Below are 25,567 nucleotides of genomic sequence, written 5' to 3' on the forward strand. Positions count from 1 at the left end.
ACGCTCGCGCACCTGTACCTCGTTCACCTCGGTCTGCATGTTGATGACGATGGCTTTCTGCTCGGACGAGGCCTTCTCTCCCCGAGGGGGTTCCACCAGGGTGGCCATGAACAGCAGGATCGCCAGGCTGAGGGTAACCCCCAGCCCCAGGCTCATCAGCTTGAACTTCATTTCGGCGCCACCGCCACGGCGATATTGGCGATGCCTGCCGCCTTGGCCTCATCCATCACCCGCACTACCTTGCCGTGGGGCACCCGCTCATCGGCCTGGATCACCAGGCTGGCATCGGGCTGCTCCGACAGCAGACGGGCCAGGCTGGCCTGCACCCGCTCCACATCCACCTGTTTGCGATCGAGGAAGATCTGCCCCTGGGCGCCGATCGCCAGCATGATGCTGGAGGACTTCTGCGCCTTGGCCTGGCTCGCCTGGGGCCTGTGCACCTCGAGCCCGGCTTCCCGTACGAAGGAGGTGGTCACGATGAAGAAGATCAGCATGATGAACACGATATCCAGCATGGGAGTCATGTCGATCTGCACTTCATCACGCTGGCGTTTGGATTGCCGTCTCATTGCATTACCTTCTCTTCTCGCAGGCCGTCCCGGGTCTTGGCCAGCGCACGCTTGGCCTGGCTCTCGAGACGACTGAGTAACAACACGCCGGAGAGCGCCACCACCATGCCTGCCATGGTGGGGATGGTGGCACGGGAGATCCCGCCCGCCATGCTCTCCGGGTTAAAACGGTTGGCGGCGGCCAACGCATCGAATACGCCTATCATGCCGGTCACAGTGCCGAGCAGGCCCAGCATGGGGCAGAGCACCACCAGGGTGCGGATGAAGATGAGATGGCGGTTGAGCTCGAGTTCGGCCTCGGCCAGCCAGCGGCTGCGGATCGCCTTGGCGTGCCAGCTGTGGCGCTCGCTGCGTCCCTGCCAGCGGCCGAACAACTGCCGCTGCAGCGGGCCGAAGCCCAGGTTGAGGTAGAGCAGCCGCTCGATCATCAAAATCCACATCAGCACCAGCAAGGCCAGGATGACCCAGAGCACGGGACCGCCACGGCCCATGAAGCTCTGCAACTGTTGCCAGATGTCGACCATCATGCCACCCGCTCCATCCCGTCCCCGTTATTCTCGGCCCGCTCGGCCAAAATGCCGGCGACCTGCTGCTCCAGCACGTTGGAGAGCTCGGTGAAACGGGATTGCAGCAGGCTGTGGGCCAGGATCAGCGGAATGGCGGCCACCAGCCCCTGGACTGTGGTGATCAGCGCCATGGAAATGCCGCCCGCCATGATCTTGGGATCGCCGGTACCGAACTGGGTAATGGCCTGGAAGGTGCCTATCATGCCGGTGACAGTACCGAGCAGCCCCAGCATGGGGGCGATGGCGGCGATCACCTTGACCATGCCGATGCCACGCTCCATCCGGGGCGTCTCCTGCAGTATGGCCTCGTCTAGCCTCAGTTCGAGCGTCTCCATGCTCAGCTCGGGATGCTGTTCCGCTACCGTCAGCACCCGACCGAGGGCGTTGTCGGCGTGGTATTCGCCACTCTTGAGCTGGCGACGCACCAGGGTCAGTTCACGAGAGAGGGTCCAGAGCCGTACGGCGGCAATGCCGAGGCCGATGGCGGCCAGCAGCACTATGATGGCGCCCACCTGGCCCCCTTGCTGGACTTGCTGCCAGAAGGTCGGTGCCTGGGCCAGCATCTCGAGCAGGACGCCGTGGGAGGGATCCAGCGGCAACGCCTCGCCTTCCTTGCCCTGATAGGCGCTCAGCTCGGACAGCAAGCCACCGGGCAGCCCCAGTACCGGGCTCAGCCCTTCGCCGCTCGGTTGCAGGAAGCCTTCGCTGCCAAACAGCGCGAAGCTGCCTACCCGGGTCAGCGACTGCTCACTGGCCGCCCCCTGGGCATCCAGCACCTTGCCGTTGAACTGGACAACCCGGCCCGACTCGCGGATCTCCTGCAACAGGGTGGCAGGCAGCAGGGCGAGGGCGGCGCGATCCGGCACCTGCTTGTCCTGGGCCATCGCCTTCAAGGCAGTCAGACGATCCGGATACTGACCCTGCACCGAGGAGTCCCCCAGCAGCTTGACCGCGTCGCTGGCGCCCTGACGGGTCACCGCGAAGATCTCGTTCATGTCGCCGGAAGCTTGCTCCCACCGGGTGTTGAGCTCGACCAGCTGCTTTTCATTGCTGGCAAACTGGCTGGCCAGCTCCTTGCTCAGGCGTTGGGCCTCGGCCAGCCTGGCACGGGCACTGGTCAATTCGCTGGAGACAGACGCCAGATCCTGCTGTGCCTGTTGCTCGCGGGCCTGTTCCTGCTGCTGCCACTCTTCATTGGCAAGGGCCAGCTGGGAGCAGAGGGAGAGGGTGATCAGAAGGGGGAACCATTTCATGACTGAGCCTCCTGGCTACGGGCGACAGACAGGGGCACATGCAACAGTTGCGGGACTTTCTTGTCGGCCGCCATGTCCAGCGCATCGGCAAGGGGGGTGAGCCACTCGCTATCCAGCGGCAACCAGCTCTTGCTCTCGGCGGACCAGCGCCAGGCCTGGGAGCGATCGGCGGTCATGGCCAGCAGGGAGACGCGGCCGAGCGCCAGCACATCGACCCGACGTTCGGCACCATCCAGTGCCAGCTGGGCGGGATAGGCATCCATCCGGCTGCCGTATTCGGCTTCGATCTGGTAGGCCTGCAGCAGCTGGCGGAACTTCTCCGCCTCGCTCACGTCCGCCCGGGCCAGGGTCGCCTTCAACTGCTCGACCCGCGCCAGACGGTCCTCCTTGCGCAGGGGAATGTCATTCTGCACCAGCTGATCCAAATCCGCCTGCATCTGCAACATCAGCGGGATCAGGCCCTGCCGGGTCTCTTGTACCGCTTCCAGCTGTTGAGTGAGCTTGCCCAGCTCATTCTGCTGATCGGCCACCAGAGACTGCATGTAGCGGTTGTAGGCTTCCAGATCCCGCAGTTGCAGCTGGGCATTTTGCAGCTCCAGCCGGGCGGCAACGGCGGCATCGGCCGCCTTTTCTACGCGCTGCTGGGAGGCTTTCCCATCCGCGATGCTGTTTTTCAGTGCGGGCGCGACCAAATCGTCTGCCGAGGCGACGAAATGAACGGCCAATGGCAACAAGGCCAGACCCCAGATCTTTTTCATGGTACACAATCTTAACAATGATAACTATTCTCATTGTCTCAAAGAGTCGTGCCAGTGGCAATCAGATGATTTTCTTGGCCTGTGGCCGAAAAAACAGGATACTTTTTAGACAAGCACGGGAACAACTGGCGTTGGTAGTCACAACACCATTTTAAATAACTAAAAAATGTCTTTTCGATCAGGATGATAAGTGGTCGAAGAAGGAGACTTACATGTTTAACGATGCGATCTGGGAACACATAGATCGGTTCACCAAGGCCAAGAAAACCAGCGATATCCAGCAGCAACTGGAGCGCTTCAGCCATCAGATGGGATTTGATTACTTCAGGTTGCTGATCATTTTCCCCATCAGCATGCAGAAATCACACGTGGCCTTGTTCAACAACTGCCCGACCAGCTGGTTTGATGCCTACACGGAGCGGCACTACCTGACCCAGGATCCTGTTGTCTTCCTTGGCCTGAAGCAGACCCAGCCCATCTTCTGGAACAAGCTAGACTGCGACTCCCCCTGGCTGCCCAGCGCCAGCCGGGAAGTGATGAACCTCGCCGCCGACTTTGGCGTGAGAAACGGCGTCTCCTTCCCGCTGCACACCCCCCAGGGGGAACACGGCATCCTCTCCTTCATCAGCAAGGAAAAATCCAACTCCGACCTGATGTTTGAAAACGTTCCCATGCTGTCGTTCTGCGCCAGCTACATCTTCAACGCGGCGCTGCAGCTGATAAAGAGCAGGCCGGACCTGATGAAGCATCTGGCCGAGCTGTCGGATCGGGAGAAGGAGTGCCTGTTCTGGGCCAGCGAGGGCAAGACCTCCTGGGAGATAGCCACCATACTCGGCATCAGCGAGCGCACCGTGAACTTCCACCTCAATCAGGTCACCAACAAGACCGATTCGAAGAACCGCAACCAGGCGATCGCCAAGAGCATCTCCAGCGGCATCATAGTGCCTTCGCTGAACGACGTGACCATCACCAACCTGCGGCTCTCCTGAGCCGGTCCGCAGCAACAAAAAGAGCCGCTACAGCGGCTCTTTTTTATGTCTGACAACGGCTTATTCCACGGTCACGGATTTCGCCAGGTTGCGCGGCTGATCTACATCCGTGCCCTTGATCAGGGCGACGTGGTAGGAGAGCAGCTGCAACGGTACCGTGTAGACGATGGGGGCTATCATCTCTTCCACGTGGTTCAGGCTCATCACCCGCATGGTCTCGTCGCTCTTGAAGCCGGCGTCCGCATCGGCGAACACGTAGAGGATGCCGCCACGGGCACGCACCTCTTCCACGTTGGACTTGAGCTTCTCCAGCAGATCGTTGTTCGGCGCCACCACTATGATGGGCATCTCGGCATCGATCAGCGCCAGCGGGCCGTGCTTGAGCTCACCGGCGGCATAGGCCTCGGCGTGGATGTAGGAGATCTCTTTCAGCTTGAGCGCCCCCTCCATGGCGATGGGGTACTGGCTGCCACGACCGAGGAATAGGCTGTGGTGCTTGTCGGCGAACTCCTCGGCCAGGGTCTCGATCTGCTTGGCCAGCGCCAGGCTCTCCTTGATACGCAGCGGCAGGGCTTGCAGCGCCTTGACCAGTTCGGCCTCGGCGGCGGCACTCAGGTTGCCACGGCAGTGACCGACGGAGGCCACCAGCATCAGCAGGCCGGCCAGCTGGGTGGTGAAGGCCTTGGTGGAGGCCACCCCAATTTCGGCACCGGCCCGGGTCATAAAGGCCAGATCCGATTCCCGCACCAGGGAGGAACCCGGCACGTTGCAGATGGCGAGCGAGCTCATGTAACCGGACTCCTTGGCCAGGCGCAGGGCGGCCAGGGTGTCGGCGGTCTCGCCGCTCTGGGACAGGGTCACCAGCAGGCTGTTGGGGCGCACCACGGACTTGCGATAGCGGAACTCTGAGGCGATCTCCACGTCGCAGGAGACGCCGGCTATCTCTTCGAACCAGTAGCGGGCCACCATGCCGGAGTTGTAGGAGGTGCCGCAGGCCACGATCTGGACGTGCTCGACCTGGTCGAAGATGGCGCGGGCGCCGTTGCCGAAGGACTCGACCACTACGTGATCGCTGCCCAGACGCCCTTCCAGGGTGTTGGTGATGGCCTTGGGCTGCTCGTAGATCTCCTTGAGCATGTAGTGGCGGTACTCGCCCTTGTCACCGGCGTCGTGGGAAAGCTCGGATTCCAGCTCCTCGCGCACCACGGCATTGCCCTGGGTATCGAAGATGTGCACGTCGCGACGGGTCACCTCGGCCACATCCCCCTCTTCCAGGAAGATGAAGCGGCGGGTCACCGGCAGCAGGGCCATCTGATCGGAGGCGATGAAGTTCTCACCGATACCGCGACCTATCACCAGGGGCGAGCCGGAGCGGGCCACCACCACGCGGCTGTCGTCACGGCTGTCCATCACCACAGTGCCGTAGGCGCCGCGCAGCTGCTTCACCGTGACCTGCATGGCCGCCAGCAGGCTGGGAGCGGATTTCAGCTCGTGGTGCACCAGGTGGGCGATCACCTCGGTGTCGGTGTCAGAGGTGAACTCGTAACCCATGCCCTGCAACTGGCTGCGCAGCTCTTCGTGGTTCTCTATGATGCCGTTGTGCACCACCACTATATGCTCGGAGACGTGGGGGTGGGCATTGCGCTCGGACGGCTCGCCATGGGTCGCCCAGCGGGTGTGGGCTATGCCGGTGCCGCCGTGGACGGACTGCTCTTCCAGCGCCTTGGCCAGCTCGGCCACCTTGCCGAGGCGACGCACCCGCTGCAGCGGCTGGTTGGCGCTGAACACGGCCACACCGGCGGAGTCATAGCCGCGGTATTCCAGACGGCGCAGGCCTTCTACCAGGATTTCAGCCACATCACGTTGGGCCACTGCCCCGACGATGCCACACATAGACTTCTCCTCAAGAGGTAAAAACGGAAATTCGTTTGGATAGTTGGATGTTTGGGTCAAACCGCCACGGGGGCGCAGATCAGTGCTATCCCCCTGGCCTGAATCTGTGCTCTGGCCTCGCCGTCCAGCCCCTCGTCGGTCACCAGGGTATGGATGCTGGACCAGGGCAGCTCGAGATTGGGGATCTTGCGGCCTATCTTCTCCGACTCGACCATGACGATGACCTCGCGGGACACCTCGGCCATCACACGGGAGAGGCCCACCAGCTCGTTGAAGGTGGTGGTGCCTCGCTCCGGGTCTATGCCGTCGGCGCCGATGAACAGCTGGTCGAAGTCATAGGAGCGCAGCACCTGCTCCGCCACCTGACCCTGGAAGGATTCGGAGTGGGGATCCCAGGTGCCGCCGGTCATCAGCAGGGTGGGCTCGTTCTCCAGCTCGCGCAGAGCACCGGCCACGTTGAGGGAGTTGGTCATCACGATGAGGCCGCGCTTGCTGCCCAGCATGGGGATCATGGCGCTGGTGGTGCTGCCGCTGTCGATGATGACGCGGTTGTGATCGCGGATGCGCTCGGCGGCGGCACGGGCTATGGCCAGCTTTCGTTTCGAAACTTGATCCGGGTTGCTGTCCACCACCATCTCGCTCGGCAGGGGCACGGCACCACCGTAACGACGCAGCAGCAGGCCGCCTGTCTCCAGCACGGCCAGATCCTTGCGGATGGTCACTTCCGAGGTGGAGAAGTGCTTGGCCAGGGCATCGACGCTGACTTCGCCCTGTTCCTGCACCAGAGTCACTATGGTGTGACGGCGCTGTTGTGTGTTGCGTTTGGTCATCTTAAAGTTTCGATTCGAAAGAATTTCGAAATATTAATACCTTTTTGGGAAAAATCAAACGGCAAATAGGATCCGATTTGGTTCGATGCCAGAATGGTCAGGCCGATTTATGACGAGGACGCCATGCAAAAACGAGTCATCTGGCTGGTGGAAGATGAGGCCAGCATCGCCGACACCCTGATCTATGCCCTGCAGACCGATGGTTTCGAGGTGGAGTGGTTCCCCCTCGGCCAGCCGTTGCTGGCGCGACTGGAACAGACGCGACCGGATTTCCTGATCCTGGATGTGGGGCTGCCAGACATCAGCGGCTTCGAGCTGTGCAAGCAGGTGCGGGCCCGCTGCGATACGCCGCTGATGTTCCTCACCGCCCGCAGCGAGGAGATAGACAGGTTGATAGGGCTGGAGATAGGGGCCGACGACTACGTGGCCAAGCCCTTCTCGCCGCGGGAGGTGTGCGCCAGGGTGAGGGTGATACTGCGCCGCAGCCAGCCCATAATCCCCCAACCGAGCCAATTGCTGGCGCTGGACGAGGAGCGGGCCCGCATCTGCTTCCACGGTCAACCCCTGACCCTCACCCGCTACGAATACCTGCTGCTCAAGACCCTAATGCAGGCGCCGGGCCGGGTCTACTCCCGCCAGCAGCTGATGGATCTGGTGTGGAGCGGGGCCGAAGAGAGCCTGGATCGCACCGTGGATACCCACATCAAGACCCTGCGCGCCAAGCTGCGGGAGCGGGACGCCGAGGCCAATCTTATCCTGACCCACCGCGGGCTGGGCTACAGCCTGGAGCTGGCATGAACCACAGGGGATCACAACGGCCAGGCAGGCCAGGGCAGCGGAACCACCGAGGGGGACGACCATGAGGATAGGGTTGCAACTGCTGTGCGGTCTGGTGCTGATCTTCGCCCTGGCCGCCTGGTTCGTGCTGGAGATCTTCGTCGAGGAGATCAAACCCGGGGTGCGCAGTGCCACCGAGGATACCCTGGTGGACATGGCCCAGCTGCTGGCCCCCCTGGCCCTGGACGATCTGCAGGAGGGGAAGATGGCGGATGGCCGGCTGGCCAGCGCCTTTGCCCGCCTCAACCAGAGCCCCATCAACGCCCTGATCGACGGCCACCTCAAGCAGCAGGCCGAGTACCGCATCTATGTGGTCGACGCCAAGGGCAAGGTGGTCTATGACTCGGACGGGGTGGATCTGGGCAAAGACTACTCGCGCTGGAACGACGTCTACCGCACCTTGCGCGGGGAGTATGGCGCCCGCAGCACCCGCAGCGATCCTGACGATCCCGCCAGTTCGGTGATGCACGTGGCCGCCCCCCTGCGCGAAGGGGACGAGATCCTGGGTTCCCTCACTGTCGCCAAGCCCAACCGTACCCTGCTGCCCATGATAGAGCGCAGCGAGCACCAGCTGTTGCAGGGGGCGGCCCTGCTGCTCTGCCTCTCGCTGCTGATCGGCGCCCTGCTGGTGTGGTGGCTCACCCGCGCCATCGGCAAGCTGGTGCACTATGCCGATGCGGTCAGTCAGGGCCAGCCCGCCAGCCTGCCGAGGCTCCACAGCCCGGAGCTGGACCGTCTCGGTCACTCCCTCGAGACCATGCGCCGCCAGCTGGACGGCAAATCCTATATCGAAGCCTATGTGCACAGCCTGACCCATGAGCTCAAAAGCCCGCTGGCCGCCATCCGCGGGGCAGGGGAGATCCTCGCCGAGGCGCCGCCGCAGGACGTCGCGAAGCGCTTTATCGGCAACATCAATCTGGAGACGGCCCGCATGCAGCAACTGATCGAGCGCATGCTGCAGCTCGCGCGACTCGAATCGGGGCAGGGGCTGGACAGACAGGCCATAGCCCCCACCACACTGGGCAGGCGGGCTCTGGATGCCCGCCAGATAGTCGCTGCCCGTCGTCAGGTGGCCCTGGCGGCAGAGCTCGCCGACGCCCCCAGGCAGAAATGGGATCCCCTGCTGGTGGAGCAGGCGCTGGGCAACCTGCTGGACAACGCCCTCGATTTCTCACCCGCCGGGGGTCAGATCCGGCTAAGCGGCGCCCTGGAGCAGGGGGGCTACTGCTTCCGGGTGCGGGATCAGGGACCCGGCATCCCGGACTATGCGCTGCCCAGGATCTTCGAGCGCTTCTACTCCCTGCCCAGACCCGACAAGGGCAAGAGCAGCGGCCTCGGGCTCAGCTTTGCCATGGAGGTGGCCCGCCAGCACGGCGGCCGGCTGACCCTGGGCAACCAGCCGGAAGGCGGGGTGCTGGCCGAACTCTGGCTGCCTGCCGGCTAGGGGACTTCACACTGAACACACAGAGCCGGGCTAAGCTTCGCCTCCTCGGATAGGGTCCCGCCCGGACCCGTCGATACGCGTTCTGATGAATCAAGGAGATGTTCATGTCCCGCATTCTGTTGTCCGGCCTGCTTGCCGCCGGCCTCTTCTGTGCCTTGCCCGCCAGCGCCACCACGGGCTGCCTGCTGTTCGCCGATGGCAGCGGCAAACCCCTCAGCGCCCAGGGTGACTGCGCCAGCCAGCTGACGCCCGCCTCCACCTTCAAGATCCCCCTCGCGCTGATGGGCTATGAGAGCGGCTTCCTGGTGGATGAACAGCTGCCCGCCCTGCCATTCAAAGCCGGTGATCCTGACTTCCTGCCGGAGTGGAAGCAGACCACCACCCCGAGCAACTGGATGAAATTCTCGGTGATCTGGTACTCCCAACGCCTCACCGAGTGGCTGGGAGAGGCGCGCTTCCAGCAGTACGTCGACCGCTTCGACTACGGCAACCGGGAGCTCTCGGGCAACCCTGGCAAGCACGACGGTCTGACCCAGGCCTGGCTCAGTTCCAGCCTCGCCATCAGCCCCCAGGAGCAGGCCCGCTTCCTCGGCAAGCTGGTGAGCGGCAAGCTGCCGGTCTCCGCCGAAGCGGTGCGCCGCACCAGCACACTGCTGCGTCAGCCTGACATCGATGGCTGGCAGATCCACGGCAAGACCGGCATGGGCTACCCCAAGCTGCTGGATGGCAGCCTCAACCGGGATCAGCAGATCGGCTGGTTCGTCGGCTGGGCCAGCAAGCAGGACAAGAAGCTCATCTTCGTGCACACAGTGGTGCAAAAACCCGGCAAGCAGTTCGCGTCCCTCAGGGCAAAGGAAGAGGTGTTTACCGCCTTGCCAGCAGAGCTGAAGAAACTCTGATCCCCAACCGGCGCCTGGCGCCGGTTTTTTTATCCCCCTTCACTCCCACTTCACAGGGCCCCATCCCCGCTTCACCCGACCCCGGCACACTCGACCCCATCAACAAGGAGAGGCGTCATGGTCAAACAGATATTTACCCACAAGATAGTGCTGCTGCTGTTGCTCAGCCTGCTGCTGATGATCCCCGTTCACTCCATCATGGAGCTGAACCGGGAGCGCCAGGCCTACCGCAGCCAGGCCATCCACAGCATCATGGCAAGCCACAGCGGTCCGCAGCGCTTGCTGGGGCCTGTGCTGGTGCAACCCTATAACCGGGCCATCACCGTCGAGCAGGATGGCAAGCGCTTCGTGCGCGAGGAGCGGGTCTATCGCTACCTGCTGCCGGACAGGCTGGATGTGCGGGCCAGCATGGAGGTCACCCCGCGCAAGCTCGGCATCTATCAGGCCCAGGTCTATCACAGCCGGCTCTCCCTCTCCGGCCGATTGCCGGCCAGTCTGGCCGACAAGGCGCTGGTGGCCGGCAACCCGGATCTGAGCTTCGACGCTGCGGATCCCGCCCTGGTCCCGGGCAAACCCTACCTCAGCCTGGTGCTGTCCGATGCCCGCGGCATCAGCAGTGTGCCCGAGCTGAAGCTGGGAGAGCGGCGCATTCCGTTCGCCCCCGGCGCCCTGCTGGGTGACGGTCTGGCCGGTATCCATGCCCCGCTCGACAGCCTGCCCGGGGAAGATGGCCGCTTTCACATCGAGCTGAACCTGCAAGGCATGAACGCGCTTGAGGTGGTGCCGATCGGCCAGGACAGCCGATTCAACCTGAGTGGCAACTGGCCCCATCCCAACTTCATCGGCGATTTTCTGCCCGGCAACCGCACCCTGAACGATCAGGGGTTCGACGCCAGCTGGCAGACCAGCTGGTTTGCCACCGACATGGAGCGGCGCTTCACCCGCATGATGAAGGGGGCGGGGAGTGATTTGCCCACCTTCAGCGTCAGCCTGGTGCAGCCGGTGGATCACTATCAGCAGAACGAGCGGGCCGCCAAATACGCCCTGCTGTTCATCGGCCTCACCTTCCTCAGTTTCTTCATGTTCGAGCTGCTCAAGGGGCTGCGGGTGCACCCGATCCAGTACGCCCTGGTGGGCATGGGGCTGGCCATCTTCTATCTGGTGCTGCTGGCGCTGACCGAGCACCTCGGCTTTGGCTGGGCCTATCTGGTCGCCAGCCTCGCCAGCGTGTCGCTCAACGGCTTCTACCTCAGCCATGTGCTGGGTGGTCCGCGTCAGGGCCTCGGCTTCGCGGCCCTGCTCGGGCTGGTCTACGCCATACTGTTCGGGCTGCTGCAGGCCGAGGAGATAGCCCTGCTGCTCGGTGCCCTGCTGCTGTTCGCCATACTGACGCTTGTCATGGTGCTGACCCGCAAGCTGGACTGGTATGGGGTGATGGGCAACCCGCCACCTTCCTCTTCCCCGAGCCAGGAGAGCTGAAAACAAAACCGGCGCCCTGAGAGCGCCGGTTTCATTTCATTGATCGGGCATCACTTCTTCTTGACCGGGCGGGCCCAGTTCTTGATGTGACGCTGGGGCACCCGGGTGATCACCAGCTCGTGCTCGGCCACATCCTTGGTGATGGTGGAACCCGCACCCAGGGTCGCGCCCTTGCCGATGCGCACCGGCGCCACCAGCTGGGTATCGGAGCCGACGAAGACGTCATCCTCTATGATGGTCTGGAACTTGTTCACCCCATCATAATTACAAGTAATGGTGCCGGCACCTATGTTCACCTTGGCGCCAATGTCCGCATCCCCCAGGTAGGTCAGGTGACCACACTTGGAGCCGACCCCGAGCCGGGATTTCTTCATCTCGACGAAGTTGCCGACATGGGCATCCTGCTCCAGCACGGCACCGGGGCGCAGACGGGCGAAGGGGCCGACCGAGCACTGATCGGCCACCAGGGCGCCCTCGATGACGGAGTAGGGTTTCACCTCGCTGTGATCCCCAATCTCGCAATCCTTCAGCACGGCGCCTGCACCTATGCGCACATGGTTGCCGAGTTTGACCTTGCCCTCGATGATGACGTTGACGTCGATCACCACCTCTTCACCTATCTCCAGCGTGCCGCGCAGATCGAAGCGGGCCGGATCGATCAGGGTGACGCCGGCGATCATCAGCTTCTCGGCCTGCATCTGCTGATAGCTGCGCTCGAGGGCCGCCAGCTGGACCCGGTTGTTGGCCCCTTCCACCTCCATGGCGCTGTCCGGATGGACGGCGGCAATGGGACAGCCATCCCCATGGGCCATGGCGATCACGTCGGTGAGATAGAACTCCCCCTGGGCGTTCTTGTTGTCCAGACGGGACAGCCAGCCACGCAGCTGGGCGCCATTGGCCACCAGCACACCGGTATTCACCTCGCGGATGGCGAGCTGTTCGGCGTTGGCATCCTTCTGCTCGACGATGCCGACTACCTGGCCGTTTTCACGGACGATACGGCCATAGCCGGTGGGGTTGTCCAGCACCACTGTCAGCAGCGCCATGCCGTCGTCGGCCTTGGCGGCCAGCAGCCGTTGCAGGGTCTCGGGCTGGATCAGCGGGGTGTCGCCGTACAATACCAGCACCTCATCCTCATCCTGCCAGAACGGGATCGCCTGGGCGACGGCATGGCCGGTGCCCAACTGCTGCGCCTGCAACACCCAGTTGAGATCCGGGGCGGCAATCCGCTCCTTGAGCAGCTCGGCGCCGTGGCCATAGACCAGGTGCAACTGTTCGGCACCTATCTGGCGGGCGGTGTCGATCACATGGGACACCATGGGTTTGTTGGCGACAGGGTGCAGCACCTTGGGCAGAACGGAACGCATGCGAGTACCTTTACCCGCAGCCAGGATCACGACGTTGAGAGACATAGCCAGCCTTTGAAACATGAGAAAATACCCGGCGGAGTCTATCCAACGGGCAAAAAAAAAGCGACCCGAAGGTCGCTTTTTGCATCACCGTGATTAGCGGTAATTCTTTTTGACGATATCGATAACCCGCAGTTGGGCCATCGCTTTGGACAGCTCGGCAGATGCCTGCGCATAGTCGATATCACCATGGGAGCTGTGGATCCGCTCTTCGGCACGACGCTTGGCTTCCTGGGCTTTCGCCTCATCCAAGTCTTTGGCACGAATGGCGGTATCGGCCAGCACGGTCACGGACTCGGGTTGCACTTCCAGCATACCGCCGGAGATGTACAACACCTCTTCGCTACCATTTTGCTTGATCAAGCGGACCAGGCCCGGCTTGATGGCAGTCAGCAACGGAGCATGACCGTGGCGGAGACCCAGCTCACCCTCGGAGCCTGTTACCTGGGCCGATTGCACGCGACCGGAAAACAGTTTCCCTTCGGCGCTCACCACATCCAGGTGAAAGGAGATCATCTCAGCCATGGGCCCTCCTATCGAGGCTTACAGTTTCTTGGCTTTCTCGACGACTTCGTCGATGCTGCCAACCATGTAAAACGCCTGCTCGGGCAGATCGTCGTACTCGCCTTTCAGGATGCCCTGGAAACCACGGATGGTCTCTTTCAGCGGCACGTATTTGCCGGAAGAACCGGTAAATACTTCGGCCACGAAGAACGGCTGGGACAGGAAACGCTCGATCTTACGGGCACGGGATACGGTCAGTTTGTCTTCTTCTGACAGTTCATCCATACCCAGGATGGCGATGATGTCCTTCAGCTCTTTGTAGCGCTGCAGTACGATCTGCACACCACGAGCGGTCTCGTAGTGCTCCTTGCCTACCACCAGCGGATCCAGCTGACGGGAGGTGGAGTCCAGCGGGTCAACGGCCGGGTAGATACCCAGTGCCGCGATCTGACGGGACAGAACTATGGTCGCATCCAGGTGGGCGAAGGTGGTCGCCGGAGACGGGTCGGTCAAGTCATCCGCAGGCACGTAAACGGCCTGGACTGACGTGATGGAACCAGTCTTGGTGGAGGTGATACGTTCTTGCAGAACACCCATCTCCTCGGCCAGGGTCGGCTGGTAACCTACTGCAGAAGGCATACGGCCCAGCAGTGCGGATACCTCGGTACCGGCCAGGGTGTAACGGTAGATGTTGTCCACGAAGAACAGCACGTCACGACCCTCGTCACGGAACTTCTCGGCCATGGTCAGACCGGTCAGCGCGACGCGCAGACGGTTTCCGGGCGGCTCGTTCATCTGACCGTAAACCAGAGATACTTTGTCCAGTACGTTGGACTCCATCATCTCGTGGTAGAAGTCGTTACCCTCACGGGTACGCTCACCCACACCGGCGAATACAGAGTAACCACTGTGTTCGATGGCGATGTTACGGATCAGCTCCATCATGTTGACGGTCTTGCCTACACCGGCACCACCGAACAGACCGACCTTACCACCCTTGGCGAACGGACAAACCAGGTCGATAACCTTGATGCCGGTCTCCAGCAGCTCGGCGCTGTTGGACTGATCTTCGTAGCTGGGGGCTTCGCGGTGGATGGACCAACGCTCTTCTTCGCCGATCGGACCCTTCTCGTCGATGGGCTCGCCCAGTACGTTCATGATACGACCCAGGGTCGAGGTACCAACCGGTACCTGGATGGCCTTGCCGCTGTTAACTACTTCCAACCCACGACGCAGACCGTCGGAGGAACCCATGGTGATGCAACGAACGACGCCGCCGCCGATCTGTTGCTGAACTTCCAGTACCAGACCCTGGCCTTGGCCTTCGCTGATGACTTTCAGTGCATCGTACACCTGGGGCACGGCATTCTGCGGGAACTCGATGTCCACTACAGCGCCGATGATTTGGACGATGAAACCGTTACTCATGTCAAATCCTCTAAACCTTTGATAACCCTTGCCTTACACCGCAGCAGCACCGGATACGATCTCTGTCAGTTCCTGGGTAATACTGGCCTGACGGGCCTTGTTGTACACCAGTTGCAGATCGTTAATCAGGTTGCCGGCGTTGTCAGTCGCGGCTTGCATGGCAACCATTCGGGCTGCCTGTTCACTTGCCAAGTTTTCTACCACGCCCTGGTACACCTGGGATTCGACGTAGCGAATCAACAGGGTATCCAGCAGCTGCTTGGGATCCGGCTCATAGAGGTAATCCCAGTGGTGTTTCTTGGCGAGCTTGCTGTCTTCTGTTACGGGCAAAGGCAGCAGTTGATCGACTTTTGGTTGCTGAACCATGGTGTTGACGAACTTGTTGTACACCAGATACAGCCTGTCAATCTCACCGTTGTCGTAAGCCTTCAGCATGACCTTGACTGAACCAATCAGGTCATTGACGCTCGGGTTGTCACCCAGTCCGGAGACATGGGCTTTCACCTTGGCGCCGTGCCGCTCAAAGAAGTTGGAGGCTTTGCTACCGATCAGTGCCAGGTCAACCTTGGCACCTTTCGCGCTCCATTGCTTCATATCGTTGAGGGCGGCTTTGAACAGGTTGATGTTCAGGCCGCCACACAGGCCACGGTCGGTGGAGACGACGATGTAACCCACTCGCTTGACCTCACGTTCGATGAGGTAGGGGTGCTTGTATTCCAAGTTCCCCTGAGCGATATGGCCGATCACCTTGCGCATGGTTTCAGCGTACGGACGGCTGGCAGACATGCGTTCCTGCGCACGGCGCATCTTGCTGGCTGCCACCATTTCCATAGCGCTGGTGATCTTCTGAGTGTTTTTCACACTCCCGATCTTGTTACGTATCTCTTTTGCGCCGGCCATCTCTTCTCTCCATCAGGTGGCAGCTTGCGCTGCCACACACGCTTACCAGGTCTGGGTTGCCTTGAAGCTATCCAGCAACGCAGTCAGCTTGCCAACGATCGCGTCGTTGTAGTCGGCCTTGGCATTGATTTCAGCCATCAGCTCAGCATGCTGGGTATTGGCGTAAGAGAGCAGAGCGGCTTCGAAGTCGACGATCTTGCTCAGTTCGACATCGGCGAGGTAGCCCTTCTCGGCGGCGAACAGCACCAGAGACTGGTGAGCCACGCTCATCGGAGAGTACTGCTTCTGCTTCATCAGCTCGGTCACTTTCTGACCATGGTCCAGCTGCTTGCGAGTCGCATCGTCCAGATCGGAAGAGAACTGGGCGAAGGCCGCCAGCTCACGATACTGGGCCAGCGCGGTACGGATACCACCGGACAGCTTCTTGACGATCTTGGTCTGAGCGGCACCGCCCACACGGGATACGGAGATACCCGGGTCAACCGCCGGACGAATACCGGAGTTGAACAGCTGAGTGGTCAGGAAGATCTGGCCATCGGTGATGGAGATCACGTTGGTCGGAACGAACGCAGACACGTCGCCAGCCTGGGTTTCGATGATCGGCAGCGCGGTCAGAGAACCGGTCTGGCCAGTCACGGCACCCTTGGTGAACTTCTCGACGTACTCGACGTTGACGCGGGAAGCACGCTCCAGCAGACGGGAGTGCAGATAGAAGACGTCGCCCGGGTAAGCTTCACGTCCTGGCGGACGGCGCAGCAGCAGGGAGATCTGGCGATAGGCTACGGCCTGCTTGGACAGGTCATCATAGATGATCAGCGCGTCTTCACCGCGGTCACGGAAGTACTCACCCATGGAGCAACCGGCATAGGGAGCCAGGTACTGCAGGGCAGCCGCTTCGGAGGCAGAGGCTACGACCACTATGGTGTTGGCCAGGGCGCCGTGCTCTTCCAGCTTGCGCACCACGTTGGCGATGGTGGAGGCCTTCTGGCCAATCGCAACGTAGACACACTTAATGCCGGAGTCTTTCTGGTTGATGATGGTGTCGATCGCGATGGCGGTCTTACCAACCTGACGGTCACCGATGATCAGCTCACGCTGGCCACGACCGATAGGGATCATGGCATCGATGGCTTTCAGACCGGTCTGGACTGGCTGGTCAACAGACTTACGCTCGATAACGCCCGGGGCAATGACTTCGATCGGCGAGTAGCCGTCGTTGTCTACCGGACCCTTACCGTCGATCGGCTGACCCAGGGTGTTGACCACCCGGCCCAACAGACCACGACCGACCGGCACTTCCAGAATACGGCCGGTACCTTTTACTTTCATCCCTTCCGCCAGGTTGGCATAGGGACCCATGACAACGGCACCAACGGAGTCACGCTCCAGGTTCAATGCCAGAGCGAAGCGGTTACCCGGCAGCTCGATCATTTCACCCTGCATGGCATCGGCCAGACCGTGGATACGAATGATACCGTCGCTCACAGAGACGATGGTACCTTCGTTACGCGCTTCGCTTTTGACATCAAACTGCGCAATGCGCTGCTTGATCAGCTCGGCGATTTCAGTGGAATTCAGTTGCATGCTCTAATACCCCAATCAAGATTGCAGCGCGTCGGCCATGCGATCCAGCTTACCGCGGACCGTGCCGTCGATAACCAGATCACCAGCCTTGATGAGCACCCCGGCCATCAAGGACGCATCGATGCTGCAATTCAGCTTCACTTTGCGCGCGAGACGTTGTTCCAGAGAAGCCTGAATAGCGGCCTTCTGCTGGTCGGTCAGTTCGATCGCCGAAATCACGTCAGCCTGAACTTCTTTGTCCAGTTCAGCCTTGAGCGCGACATATTCAGCAACGACAGCCGGCAGCACACCCAAGCGGCCATTCTCAGCCATCACCCGGATCAGGTTCTGACCATGCTCGTTAAGCTGCTCACCGCAGACACCGACAAACAGATTTGCCAGTTCTTCGGCGGCCACGGAGCCGTTTACCAGGTCATGGATGGTCTCGTTCTCGGCCACTTGTGCGGCGAAACCGAGCATCTCCAGCCATTGGTCAACCGCCTTGTGCTCAACGGCAAACTCGAAAGCAGCCTTGGCGTAGGGGCGAGCGATTGTAGTCAGTTCAGACATAGCCCCGTTCCCGTTACAGTTCTGCTACCAGTTTGTCGACGATGTCGCTGTTGGCAGCCTGGTCGATTTGGCGTGCCAGGATCTTCTCTGCACCCGCGATGGCAAGAGCAGCAACCTGCTTGCGCAGTTCTTCTTTGGCACGATGACGTTCAGCTTCGATCTCTGCACGGCCCTGAGCCAGGATTTTTTCCCGCTCTGCTTGAGCTCCGACAGCGGCTTCATCAATGATCTGGGCCTTGCGTTTGTTGGCCTGATCGATGATTTCAGCAGCCTGAAGCTTGGCTTCTTTCAGCTGATCGGTGGCGTTGGCCTTGGCCAAATCCAGATCTTTCTTGGCACGTTCGGCAGAAGAGAGACCATCAGCAATTTCTTTCTGACGGGCTTCTATGGCAGCGATCAGCGGCGGCCATACGTACTTCATGCAAAACACTACGAAGATGAAAAAAGCAATTGCTTGGCCGAGGAGGGTGGCGTTGATATTCACAGCCGATGTCCTCTTAAGTTAGTTAATGGGTTCTGCGTGAGTCGTGACGACTTAAGCAACCGCAAACATCACATACAGACCCAGACCAACGGCGATCATCGGGATCGCATCCACCAGACCCATGACGATGAAGAACTGGGTACGCAGAACAGGGATCAGGTCCGGTTGACGAGCAGCACCTTCCAGGAACTTGCCACCCAGGATACCGATACCGATGGAGGCGCCGATAGCCGCCAGACCCATCATCATTGCAGCAGCGATGTACAGCAGGTCCATGTTCAAGTTTTCCATGAGGATCTCCATTTATTTAGATGTAATTGATTGTATAAAAAGGATTATTTGAGTTGCATCAACCATGGTCTTCTTGCGCCATCGACAGATAGACGATGGTCAGAACCATGAAGATAAACGCCTGCAAAGTGATGATCAGGATGTGGAAAATTGCCCAAGGCACGGACAGGATCCACTGTGACCACCAGGGTAACAAACCCGCAATCAGGATAAAGATCAGTTCGCCAGCATACATGTTGCCGAACAGTCGCAGACCCAATGAAACAGGCTTGGAAATCAACGTGACGGTTTCAAGGATGAAGTTAACCGGGATGGCAGCGGGATGGTTGAAAGGCTGAAGCGTCAGCTCCTTCACGAATCCACTGATACCCTTGACCTTGATGCTGTAGTACAGGATCAAGAAGAACACGCCCAAAGCCATGGACATGGTGATGTTAACGTCAGCAGAGGGAACCACACGCAGATAGGGAACACCCATCAACTGTGCAGCGTGAGGGATAAAGTCAACGGGGATCAGATCCATGAAGTTCATCAGGAAGATCCAGACAAACACTGTCAGTCCCAGCGGTGCGATGACCGGGTTCCGACCATGGAAGATGTCTTTGACGTTACCATTCACAAACTCGACCAGCATCTCCACAAAGCACTGCAGCTTACCGGGCACACCGCTGGTGGCCTTGACGGCTACGCGGCGGAACGACCAGATAAACAGGGCGCCTAGCAAGACGGAAAATATCATTGAGTCGATATTCACCGTCCAGAACCCGGACCCGACTTGCAGGTGGGTCAGGTGGTGGGAGATATATCCCTGAGGAGTCAGGACTTCTCCGGTTGCAGACATGAGTTTTCCTAATAGTGGTTGTTAAGCGTGAATGAAACTATCCACTGTACAACGAGGGCGAGGATATAAGTGGCGAAGAACGAGACGGTGTCGACCTCGATCCCGGAGCCAAACATCAGGGCGAAAAGTCCTGTTGTAGTAATGAGCTTAATCCCTGCCCCACCATAAAAGTCCCGCAAAACCAGGCCCACGCTCTCTTTCGTCACCTTGCGGCGCAGAACCCAGAGAGTGAACAGGGCTTGAGGAACCCAGTACATTCCCCCCCCGAAGAGGGAAGAACGTCCGGCAAACGCCCCGGTCTGATAAAACCAGACGGAACTGATCGCCAGGATCAGGATGAGCTGACAAACGAGCATAGCCAAGGCTAGCGTCAAACCTTCCAAGGCTACTTTCTGTTTCACCAACCTACCCCTGAACATTACAGAACTGTAAAAAATCGGGATCCGAAGACCCCAGGTTCACAGCTCGAAAAGCCGGTCAAATTATACCCGTGAAGACGGCTATTGCAACATGGCAAAAATCCTTAATTTTTGCGGCTTTCCGCGCGAAATTAAGGTTATGTTCATATCGAAAGGAATGGATGTTTTATTACTACAAAAAGCGTAAAAATCACGATTCTGACAGACCAAAATAGCCCAATACCCGGTCCAAATCCGCTAAGTTATCGTAACTTATTACTAACTTGCCGCTATCCTTCTTGCCCGGCTGAAGCTGTACCTGATTGCCAATTTTTTCTGAAATCTGGCGCTCGAGGTAACCAAACTGGGGATCGCGGGCGGGCTCGACCTTGGTTTTTGCCGGTTCCAGCGTTTTTTGCACCAGTTTCTCGGTATCTCGCACCGTCAACCCCTTCTGGGCGACCAGCTTGGCCAGCTCGGACTGGGCCGGGCCGCTCAGGGCCAGCAGGGCACGGGCATGGCCCATGTCGAGATCCCCGTGCTCGACGAACCGCTTCACGTCCTCGTTGAGCTGGTTCAGGCGCAGCAGGTTGGTGACAGTGGTGCGGGACTTGCCCACCGCCTCGGCCACCTGCTGGTGGGTCAGCTCGAATTCGGTCAGCAGTCGCTGCAGGGCCACAGCTTCTTCGATGGCGTTGAGATCCTCGCGCTGGATGTTCTCAATAAGCGCTATGGCAACCGCGGCCTCGTCGGGCACGTCCTTGACGATGCAGGGCACCACCTCGAGCCGGGCCAGCTGGGACGCGCGCCAGCGCCGCTCACCTGCGATGATCTCGAAGCGATTCTCCCCGATGGAGCGTACCACTATCGGCTGAATCACGCCTTGCGCCCGTATCGAGTTGGCCAGGTCTTCCAGCGCATCCTGGGACATGTCCTTGCGCGGCTGGTATTTGCCGGACTGCAGCCACTCCAGCGGCAGCTTGCGCAGCTCGCCCTGGTTGGTGGGCGCCATGGCCTGTTCGGTACGCTGGTCGCTCATCACCTGTTTCTGGCGGGCGGCCGTGCTGGTGCTGAGCAGGGCATCCAACCCCTTGCCCAGCCCACGTTTCTTCGGCGTCATATGCTCTCTCGGTCTGCGGTGATCGGCTGAGACTCCTGCTCCTGACGACGCAGGATCTCGCCAGCCAGGGCCAGATAGGCCTTGGCCCCCACCGATGATTTGTCATAGTGCATGGCCGGGGCACCGAAGCTCGGCGCCTCCGCCAGTCTAACGTTGCGGGGGATGATGGTGCGATAGACCTTGTCCCCGAAATGCTGTTTCAGCTGATCGGACACATCATTGGCCAGCCGGTTGCGGTGATCGAACATGGTGCGCAGCACGCCCTCGATCTTCAGCTCCGGGTTGACGACGGCCGCCAGCTTGCTGATGGTGTCCACCAGGGCGGTGAGCCCTTCCAGCGCGTAATACTCGCACTGCATGGGCACCAGCACGGAGTCGGCGGCGGCCATGGCGTTGACGGTCAGCATGTTGAGAGAAGGCGGGCAGTCGATGAAGACGTAGTCGTACTTGTCCCGTACCGAGGCCAGGGCGTTACGCAGGCGGATCTCGCGGGCGAAGAACTCCATCAGACGGATTTCCGCCGCCGTCACATCGGCATTGGCGGCGATGAGGTGATAGCCACCCGAGGTCTCGGGGATGATCACCTCGTTGATGGGAGCATCGTCGATCAGCAGTTCATAGGCGGTGCGTTCGACTTCGTACTTGTCGATGCCGCTGCCCATGGTGGCATTGCCCTGCGGATCCAGATCGATCACCAGCACCTTGCGCCGGGTAGCGGCCAGGGAGGCGGCCAGATTCACACAGGTGGTGGTTTTACCCACTCCACCCTTCTGGTTGGCTATGGCAATGACTTTTCCCACACTATCCCCTAAATGAATACGGCGGCCCTATTCGGGCTGGATGGCTTTAAACTCCAGCAGATGACGCTTGCCTTCCAGTTCGGGCACCACCAGCTGATGGGTGGCAACCAGACGAATGCTGGCAGGCAACTGTGCCAGTTCCTGCTCGGGGTATTGTCCCTTGAGCGCCAGGAAGCTGCCCTCGGGTGACGGCAGATGGTGACACCAGTTCAGCATGTCCTCCAGCGAGGCGAAGGCCCGGCTGAGTACCCCATCGAAGCCCACCTCGGGTTGATACTCTTCCACCCGGGATTTGACGGGCGTCACATTGGTCAGCCCCAGCTCCTGGATCACCTGGCGGATGAAGTTGATCCGCTTGCCCAGGCTGTCGAGCAGCACGAACTGCTTGTCCGGATTGATGATGGCCAGCGGCAGGCCGGGCAGACCCGGGCCTGTGCCCACATCGATGAAACGCTCACCGTGCAGGTGAGGGCTCACCACCAGGCTGTCGAGGATGTGCTTGACCAGCATGGCGTCCGGATCTCGCACCGAGGTGAGATTGTAAGCCTTGTTCCACTTGTGCAGCAACTCAACCAACTGCACCAACTGGGTCTTTTGAGTGTCGGTGATAACAATACCGGCCTGCATGAGCAGGCCGTTCAATCTTTCCAGCATATTTTCCAACGGTAAGGATCCTCAGGCGGTTTTACGCAGCAGGCCGTGTTTCTTCAGGTGAACCAGCAGGATGGAGATGGCCGCCGGGGTGATGCCGGAGATGCGGGAGGCCTGACCTATGGTCTGCGGCTTGGCATCATTCAGCTTGGCGATCACCTCGTTGGAGAGACCGTTCACGTTGCGGTAGTTCATGTCCAGCGGCAACAGGGTGTTCTCGTTGCGCAGTTGCTTCTCCACCTCGTCGTGCTGGCGCTCGATGTAGCCGGCGTACTTGATCTGGATCTCCACCTGATCCGCCGCAGCCGCGTCTTCCAGCGCCGGGCCGACCCCCTCGATGGCCATCAGGGCATCGTAGGTCACCTCGGGGCGACGCAGCAGCTCTTCCAGACTCTGCTCCCGGGTCAGGGGCGTGTTGACCAGGGCGTTGACCGCCTCCAGCGACGGGTGCTGCGGGTGGATCCAGGTCGAACGCATGCGCTGACGCTCCAGCTCCACCTGCTCCATCTTGGTGTTGAACAGGCTCCAGCGATGGTCATCCACCAGGCCCAGCTCGCGACCAATGGCGGTCAGACGCAGATCGGCGTTGTCTTCCCGCAGCAGCAGACGGTATTCGGCGCGGCTGGTGAACATGCGGTAGGGCTCGCGAGTCCCCAGGGTGGAGAGATCGTCCATCATCACACCCATGTAGGCCTGATCCCGGCGGGGATGCCAGGCATCCTTGCCCTGGGCGCGCAGGCCGGCGTTCAGACCGGCCATCAGCCCCTGGGCGGCCGCCTCTTCATAACCTGTGGTGCCGTTGATCTGGCCGGCGAAGAAGAGGTTTGGAATGCACTTGCTCTCCATGTTGGCCTTGAGATCCCGCGGATCGAAGAAGTCATACTCGATGGCGTAGCCGGGGCGGGTGATGTGGGCATTCTCGAAGCCACGGATCGAACGGACGATCTGCACCTGCACGTCGAACGGCAGGCTGGTGGAAATCCCGTTCGGGTAGAGTTCATGGGTGGTCAGGCCTTCCGGCTCAACGAAGATCTGGTGCGCCGTCTTGTCGGCGAAGCGGGTGATCTTGTCCTCGATCGACGGGCAGTAACGGGGGCCTATCCCCTCGATCACCCCGGCGTACATGGGGCTGCGATCCAGGTTGTTGCGGATCACCTCGTGGGTCTTCTCGTTGGTGTGGGTAACGTAGCAAGGCACCTGACGGGGGTGTTGGCTGGCGTTGCCGATGAACGAGAAGACGGGACGAGGATCGTCACCGTGCTGCTGCTGCATCACGGAGAGATCCACGGTGCGGGCATCGATGCGTGGCGGCGTGCCTGTCTTGAGCCGATCGATACGCAGCGGCAGCTCGCGCAGACGTTGGGCCAGGGCGATCGAGGGAGGATCCCCGGCGCGGCCGCCCTTGTAGTTTTCCATCCCGATGTGGATCAGGCCGTTCAGGAAGGTCCCTACCGTCAGCACCACCGTCTTGCCGCTGATGCGGATCCCGCTCTGGGTGACCACACCGGCGACACGATCCCCGTCCATGACGAGATCGTCACAGGCTTGCTGGAAGATCTTCAGGTTCGGGTAATTTTCCAGGGTCTGGCGCACCACGGCCTTGTAAAGCAGGCGATCCGCCTGGGCACGGGTGGCACGCACCGCGGGCCCTTTGGAGGAGTTGAGGGTACGGAACTGGATCCCGCCAAGATCGATGGCCTGCGCCATGATCCCGCCCAGGGCATCCACTTCCTTGACCAGGTGTCCCTTGCCGATCCCGCCGATCGCCGGATTACAGGACATGTGTCCCAGCGTATCGATGTTGTGGGTCAGCAACAGGGTATTCAGGCCCATACGGGCGGCCGCTGTTGCTGCTTCGGTTCCTGCATGACCGCCACCGACGACGATCACATCAAATTGTTCATGGTATTGCATTGGGGATCACCTTGATCTGCACGCCTGAAGATCTTTATTTGCCTGGGCTGAAGGGCGGATCATTCTATCCGTTTAGCCTCTTGAGGGGAACGTCTACTTCAGGATCAGTATGGATGCAGGATCCGTTAGTAGATCTTAAGGATCTTTAGATCGATCTTTTACTGGATCTTTTATTAGGATCCACGATTTCTGTTGATAAGCCCTTTTTGATCATAAAGATCATCCGTTTAAAGACGATCCCAGCTTGTGGAAAAGCTTGGATCCCAGGGCCGTGAACGGGGGGATAACCAGTGGTTTTATACACAGACCAGAACTGGATAAGATCTCATACATGGATAACTATAGGTTTTACAGAGCTTAACACTATAGTTATGCACATTACCCCTGGGCGTTGTGGGTAACCGTGTAGAACAACTCTCCCGGATCTATCTGTTAATAACCTGGTGGATAGGAATTTGGGGATAAGCGGGGAGATCAAGGTGTTTTTACCGGATCTCCCACGCCCTGATCAGGCGATCATCTGCATCCAGTCATGGATCCAGGCTTCGGCGGCATCTTCCGGGATCTCGTGCTGGGTCACGTCTATCTCCAGACGATCCCCGATCCGGCTGGCGCCGCAGTCAGCCAGCAGCCGATCCAGCGTCTTGCCACCCTGGCAGAAGGTGTCATAACTGCGGTCCCCAAGCCCGATCACCCCATATTTCAAGGCGTTGAGATCCGGATGCTGGTCGGCAAGATCCTTGGCGAAGGGCTGAAGATTGTCGGGCACGTCGCCGGCACCATGGGTCGAAGTGATCACCAACAGGATGGCATCCGGCTCCGCCAGCACCTCGGCCAGGCTGGCCGGGTTGTGGATCCGTGTCTGGTGGCCCGCCTGTTCCAGCAGGCTGGCGACATGATCTGCGACATATTCGGCGGCGCCCAGCATGGAGCCGACGACAAGATTGAGTTTGGCCATGGAATGGATCCTGATGTCATCGAAAGAAACGGAGAGCCGGGATTCTACCGCCAAAGGATGTGGATAAATATGGATAAAGCTTGGGGATAAGGATCCTTCACGATTTTTATGGCAGAGGCCGCCCTCGCCATCTTTTTTCATCTTCCCCTGTGTTCCCTCCTCTTGATCACCCTCCTGAATGAGTCTTTCTGCCGGAAATGTCGTCAGTTGATACAACAG

Annotated in this window: 27 protein-coding genes (1 of these 27 running past the window's edge); 5 read left to right on the top strand and 22 right to left on the bottom strand. The window is 60.2% G+C overall.

The window, feature by feature from the left end; all coding sequences use genetic code 11:
- The 5 genes in view from Aeroheme_RS20585 to Aeroheme_RS20605 are tightly spaced (each overlapping or abutting the next) and all read right to left on the bottom strand, a layout consistent with a single transcriptional unit that may run on beyond the window.
- Positions 1–171 carry the 5' end (the start) of a TonB family protein gene (locus tag Aeroheme_RS20585; RefSeq protein WP_411166475.1) on the bottom strand. The gene continues 492 nt to the left of window position 1, outside the view, so only the first 171 of its 663 coding nucleotides appear in the window; its start codon is at positions 169–171; its stop codon lies off the left edge, out of view.
- On the bottom strand, positions 168–569 hold the full coding sequence (locus Aeroheme_RS20590) for an ExbD/TolR family protein (protein WP_025328850.1): 402 nt from the start codon (positions 567–569) through the stop codon (positions 168–170). The genes Aeroheme_RS20585 and Aeroheme_RS20590 overlap by 4 nt, the downstream gene beginning before the upstream one ends.
- Positions 566–1,096, bottom strand: a complete 531-nt coding sequence (locus tag Aeroheme_RS20595) for a MotA/TolQ/ExbB proton channel family protein (RefSeq protein WP_025328851.1) — start codon at positions 1,094–1,096, stop codon at positions 566–568. Before Aeroheme_RS20595 ends, Aeroheme_RS20590 begins: the two co-directional genes overlap by 4 nt.
- Complete coding sequence (locus Aeroheme_RS20600) at positions 1,093–2,388, bottom strand: MotA/TolQ/ExbB proton channel family protein (RefSeq protein WP_411166476.1); 1,296 nt, start codon at positions 2,386–2,388, stop codon at positions 1,093–1,095. The genes Aeroheme_RS20595 and Aeroheme_RS20600 overlap by 4 nt, the downstream gene beginning before the upstream one ends.
- Positions 2,385–3,146, bottom strand: coding sequence for a DUF3450 domain-containing protein (locus Aeroheme_RS20605; RefSeq protein WP_411166477.1), 762 nt, complete (start codon positions 3,144–3,146; stop codon positions 2,385–2,387). The genes Aeroheme_RS20600 and Aeroheme_RS20605 overlap by 4 nt, the downstream gene beginning before the upstream one ends.
- Positions 3,147–3,358: 212 nt before the next feature.
- On the opposite strand from Aeroheme_RS20605, the gene Aeroheme_RS20610 reads away from it, so the two are divergent.
- On the top strand, positions 3,359–4,135 hold the full coding sequence (locus Aeroheme_RS20610; protein ID WP_106885393.1) for a LuxR family transcriptional regulator: 777 nt from the start codon (positions 3,359–3,361) through the stop codon (positions 4,133–4,135).
- A 60-nt stretch (positions 4,136–4,195) separates the two neighbouring features.
- Here Aeroheme_RS20610 and glmS read toward each other — a convergent pair whose 3' ends face one another.
- Positions 4,196–6,028, bottom strand: coding sequence for a glutamine--fructose-6-phosphate transaminase (isomerizing) (gene glmS, locus Aeroheme_RS20615; RefSeq protein ID WP_303807174.1), 1,833 nt, complete (start codon positions 6,026–6,028; stop codon positions 4,196–4,198).
- 56 nt (positions 6,029–6,084) lie between these two features.
- Positions 6,085–6,858 carry a DeoR/GlpR family DNA-binding transcription regulator gene (locus tag Aeroheme_RS20620; RefSeq protein WP_139745121.1) on the bottom strand — a complete coding sequence of 258 codons (774 nt, stop codon included), beginning with the start codon at positions 6,856–6,858 and terminating at the stop codon, positions 6,085–6,087.
- 123 nt (positions 6,859–6,981) lie between these two features.
- On the opposite strand from Aeroheme_RS20620, the gene blrA reads away from it, so the two are divergent.
- From blrA to creD, 4 genes are all read left to right on the top strand, one after another.
- Positions 6,982–7,656 (top strand): beta-lactam response regulator transcription factor BlrA, encoded by a 675-nt coding sequence (gene blrA / locus Aeroheme_RS20625; protein WP_408847685.1) that lies wholly within the window; start codon positions 6,982–6,984, stop codon positions 7,654–7,656.
- A gap of 61 nt (positions 7,657–7,717) precedes the next feature.
- The gene (gene blrB, locus Aeroheme_RS20630) at positions 7,718–9,139 is read left to right on the top strand and encodes a beta-lactam sensor histidine kinase BlrB (protein ID WP_411166478.1); all 1,422 of its coding nucleotides are present in this window, start codon (positions 7,718–7,720) and stop codon (positions 9,137–9,139) included.
- Between the two features lie 104 nt (positions 9,140–9,243).
- Positions 9,244–10,038, top strand: coding sequence for a class D beta-lactamase (gene blaOXA / locus Aeroheme_RS20635; protein ID WP_411166479.1), 795 nt, complete (start codon positions 9,244–9,246; stop codon positions 10,036–10,038).
- A gap of 117 nt (positions 10,039–10,155) precedes the next feature.
- Positions 10,156–11,517, top strand: coding sequence for a cell envelope integrity protein CreD (creD, locus tag Aeroheme_RS20640; RefSeq protein WP_411166480.1), 1,362 nt, complete (start codon positions 10,156–10,158; stop codon positions 11,515–11,517).
- A gap of 50 nt (positions 11,518–11,567) precedes the next feature.
- Here creD and glmU read toward each other — a convergent pair whose 3' ends face one another.
- The 15 genes from glmU to mioC form a co-directional block, all read right to left on the bottom strand.
- The gene (gene glmU, locus Aeroheme_RS20645) at positions 11,568–12,929 is read right to left on the bottom strand and encodes a bifunctional UDP-N-acetylglucosamine diphosphorylase/glucosamine-1-phosphate N-acetyltransferase GlmU (protein ID WP_168236116.1); all 1,362 of its coding nucleotides are present in this window, start codon (positions 12,927–12,929) and stop codon (positions 11,568–11,570) included.
- Between the two features lie 93 nt (positions 12,930–13,022).
- On the bottom strand, positions 13,023–13,451 hold the full coding sequence (locus tag Aeroheme_RS20650) for a F0F1 ATP synthase subunit epsilon (protein WP_162520132.1): 429 nt from the start codon (positions 13,449–13,451) through the stop codon (positions 13,023–13,025).
- Positions 13,452–13,469: 18 nt separating this feature from the next.
- Positions 13,470–14,858 carry a F0F1 ATP synthase subunit beta gene (gene atpD, locus Aeroheme_RS20655; protein WP_042651591.1) on the bottom strand — a complete coding sequence of 463 codons (1,389 nt, stop codon included), beginning with the start codon at positions 14,856–14,858 and terminating at the stop codon, positions 13,470–13,472.
- A gap of 33 nt (positions 14,859–14,891) precedes the next feature.
- The gene (atpG, locus tag Aeroheme_RS20660; RefSeq protein ID WP_041206629.1) at positions 14,892–15,758 is read right to left on the bottom strand and encodes a F0F1 ATP synthase subunit gamma; all 867 of its coding nucleotides are present in this window, start codon (positions 15,756–15,758) and stop codon (positions 14,892–14,894) included.
- A 42-nt stretch (positions 15,759–15,800) separates the two neighbouring features.
- Positions 15,801–17,342 carry a F0F1 ATP synthase subunit alpha gene (atpA, locus tag Aeroheme_RS20665; RefSeq protein WP_005326253.1) on the bottom strand — a complete coding sequence of 514 codons (1,542 nt, stop codon included), beginning with the start codon at positions 17,340–17,342 and terminating at the stop codon, positions 15,801–15,803.
- 15 nt (positions 17,343–17,357) lie between these two features.
- Positions 17,358–17,891, bottom strand: a complete 534-nt coding sequence (atpH, locus tag Aeroheme_RS20670; protein WP_106885386.1) for a F0F1 ATP synthase subunit delta — start codon at positions 17,889–17,891, stop codon at positions 17,358–17,360.
- 13 nt (positions 17,892–17,904) lie between these two features.
- The gene (gene atpF / locus Aeroheme_RS20675; RefSeq protein WP_025328867.1) at positions 17,905–18,375 is read right to left on the bottom strand and encodes a F0F1 ATP synthase subunit B; all 471 of its coding nucleotides are present in this window, start codon (positions 18,373–18,375) and stop codon (positions 17,905–17,907) included.
- Positions 18,376–18,426: 51 nt separating this feature from the next.
- Complete coding sequence (atpE, locus tag Aeroheme_RS20680) at positions 18,427–18,666, bottom strand: F0F1 ATP synthase subunit C (RefSeq protein WP_010672265.1); 240 nt, start codon at positions 18,664–18,666, stop codon at positions 18,427–18,429.
- Positions 18,667–18,724: 58 nt separating this feature from the next.
- Positions 18,725–19,507, bottom strand: a complete 783-nt coding sequence (gene atpB / locus Aeroheme_RS20685) for a F0F1 ATP synthase subunit A (RefSeq protein ID WP_025328868.1) — start codon at positions 19,505–19,507, stop codon at positions 18,725–18,727.
- An 8-nt stretch (positions 19,508–19,515) separates the two neighbouring features.
- A complete protein-coding gene (locus Aeroheme_RS20690) occupies positions 19,516–19,926 on the bottom strand; it encodes an ATP synthase subunit I (RefSeq protein ID WP_025328869.1) in 411 nt (136 codons plus the stop codon).
- Positions 19,927–20,116: 190 nt separating this feature from the next.
- Positions 20,117–21,025, bottom strand: a complete 909-nt coding sequence (locus Aeroheme_RS20695; protein WP_106885385.1) for a ParB/RepB/Spo0J family partition protein — start codon at positions 21,023–21,025, stop codon at positions 20,117–20,119.
- The gene (locus Aeroheme_RS20700; protein WP_106885384.1) at positions 21,022–21,825 is read right to left on the bottom strand and encodes a ParA family protein; all 804 of its coding nucleotides are present in this window, start codon (positions 21,823–21,825) and stop codon (positions 21,022–21,024) included. The genes Aeroheme_RS20695 and Aeroheme_RS20700 overlap by 4 nt, the downstream gene beginning before the upstream one ends.
- 27 nt (positions 21,826–21,852) lie before the next feature.
- Entirely contained in the window at positions 21,853–22,479 is a 627-nt protein-coding gene (rsmG, locus tag Aeroheme_RS20705) for a 16S rRNA (guanine(527)-N(7))-methyltransferase RsmG (protein WP_411166481.1), read from the bottom strand.
- Positions 22,480–22,500: 21 nt separating this feature from the next.
- Positions 22,501–24,390, bottom strand: coding sequence for a tRNA uridine-5-carboxymethylaminomethyl(34) synthesis enzyme MnmG (gene mnmG, locus Aeroheme_RS20710; protein WP_411166482.1), 1,890 nt, complete (start codon positions 24,388–24,390; stop codon positions 22,501–22,503).
- A 508-nt stretch (positions 24,391–24,898) separates the two neighbouring features.
- Positions 24,899–25,348, bottom strand: a complete 450-nt coding sequence (gene mioC, locus Aeroheme_RS20715; protein ID WP_111911355.1) for an FMN-binding protein MioC — start codon at positions 25,346–25,348, stop codon at positions 24,899–24,901.
- Positions 25,349–25,567: the final 219 nt, after the last annotated feature.

The sequence above is a fragment of the Aeromonas sp. DSM 116730 genome (assembly GCF_046581335.1).
GTDB classification, from domain to species: domain Bacteria; phylum Pseudomonadota; class Gammaproteobacteria; order Enterobacterales; family Aeromonadaceae; genus Aeromonas; species Aeromonas rivipollensis.

What these genes read in the sequence shown, in the direction of transcription:
- Aeroheme_RS20590 (WP_025328850.1), bottom strand. Translation starts at nt 569, where the DNA reads ATGAGACGGCAATCCAAACGCCAGCGTGATGAAGTGCAGATCGACATG.
- Aeroheme_RS20595 (WP_025328851.1), bottom strand. Translation starts at nt 1,096, where the DNA reads ATGATGGTCGACATCTGGCAACAGTTGCAGAGCTTCATGGGCCGTGGC.
- Aeroheme_RS20600 (WP_411166476.1), bottom strand. Translation starts at nt 2,388, where the DNA reads ATGAAATGGTTCCCCCTTCTGATCACCCTCTCCCTCTGCTCCCAGCTG.
- Aeroheme_RS20605 (WP_411166477.1), bottom strand. Translation starts at nt 3,146, where the DNA reads ATGAAAAAGATCTGGGGTCTGGCCTTGTTGCCATTGGCCGTTCATTTC.
- Aeroheme_RS20610 (WP_106885393.1), top strand. Translation starts at nt 3,359, where the DNA reads ATGTTTAACGATGCGATCTGGGAACACATAGATCGGTTCACCAAGGCC.
- glmS (WP_303807174.1), bottom strand. Translation starts at nt 6,028, where the DNA reads ATGTGTGGCATCGTCGGGGCAGTGGCCCAACGTGATGTGGCTGAAATC.
- Aeroheme_RS20620 (WP_139745121.1), bottom strand. Translation starts at nt 6,858, where the DNA reads ATGACCAAACGCAACACACAACAGCGCCGTCACACCATAGTGACTCTG.
- blrA (WP_408847685.1), top strand. Translation starts at nt 6,982, where the DNA reads ATGCAAAAACGAGTCATCTGGCTGGTGGAAGATGAGGCCAGCATCGCC.
- blrB (WP_411166478.1), top strand. Translation starts at nt 7,718, where the DNA reads ATGAGGATAGGGTTGCAACTGCTGTGCGGTCTGGTGCTGATCTTCGCC.
- blaOXA (WP_411166479.1), top strand. Translation starts at nt 9,244, where the DNA reads ATGTCCCGCATTCTGTTGTCCGGCCTGCTTGCCGCCGGCCTCTTCTGT.
- creD (WP_411166480.1), top strand. Translation starts at nt 10,156, where the DNA reads ATGGTCAAACAGATATTTACCCACAAGATAGTGCTGCTGCTGTTGCTC.
- glmU (WP_168236116.1), bottom strand. Translation starts at nt 12,929, where the DNA reads ATGTCTCTCAACGTCGTGATCCTGGCTGCGGGTAAAGGTACTCGCATG.
- Aeroheme_RS20650 (WP_162520132.1), bottom strand. Translation starts at nt 13,451, where the DNA reads ATGGCTGAGATGATCTCCTTTCACCTGGATGTGGTGAGCGCCGAAGGG.
- atpD (WP_042651591.1), bottom strand. Translation starts at nt 14,858, where the DNA reads ATGAGTAACGGTTTCATCGTCCAAATCATCGGCGCTGTAGTGGACATC.
- atpG (WP_041206629.1), bottom strand. Translation starts at nt 15,758, where the DNA reads ATGGCCGGCGCAAAAGAGATACGTAACAAGATCGGGAGTGTGAAAAAC.
- atpA (WP_005326253.1), bottom strand. Translation starts at nt 17,342, where the DNA reads ATGCAACTGAATTCCACTGAAATCGCCGAGCTGATCAAGCAGCGCATT.
- atpH (WP_106885386.1), bottom strand. Translation starts at nt 17,891, where the DNA reads ATGTCTGAACTGACTACAATCGCTCGCCCCTACGCCAAGGCTGCTTTC.
- atpE (WP_010672265.1), bottom strand. Translation starts at nt 18,666, where the DNA reads ATGGAAAACTTGAACATGGACCTGCTGTACATCGCTGCTGCAATGATG.
- atpB (WP_025328868.1), bottom strand. Translation starts at nt 19,507, where the DNA reads ATGTCTGCAACCGGAGAAGTCCTGACTCCTCAGGGATATATCTCCCAC.
- Aeroheme_RS20690 (WP_025328869.1), bottom strand. Translation starts at nt 19,926, where the DNA reads ATGTTCAGGGGTAGGTTGGTGAAACAGAAAGTAGCCTTGGAAGGTTTG.
- Aeroheme_RS20695 (WP_106885385.1), bottom strand. Translation starts at nt 21,025, where the DNA reads ATGACGCCGAAGAAACGTGGGCTGGGCAAGGGGTTGGATGCCCTGCTC.
- rsmG (WP_411166481.1), bottom strand. Translation starts at nt 22,479, where the DNA reads ATGCTGGAAAGATTGAACGGCCTGCTCATGCAGGCCGGTATTGTTATC.
- mnmG (WP_411166482.1), bottom strand. Translation starts at nt 24,390, where the DNA reads ATGCAATACCATGAACAATTTGATGTGATCGTCGTCGGTGGCGGTCAT.
- mioC (WP_111911355.1), bottom strand. Translation starts at nt 25,348, where the DNA reads ATGGCCAAACTCAATCTTGTCGTCGGCTCCATGCTGGGCGCCGCCGAA.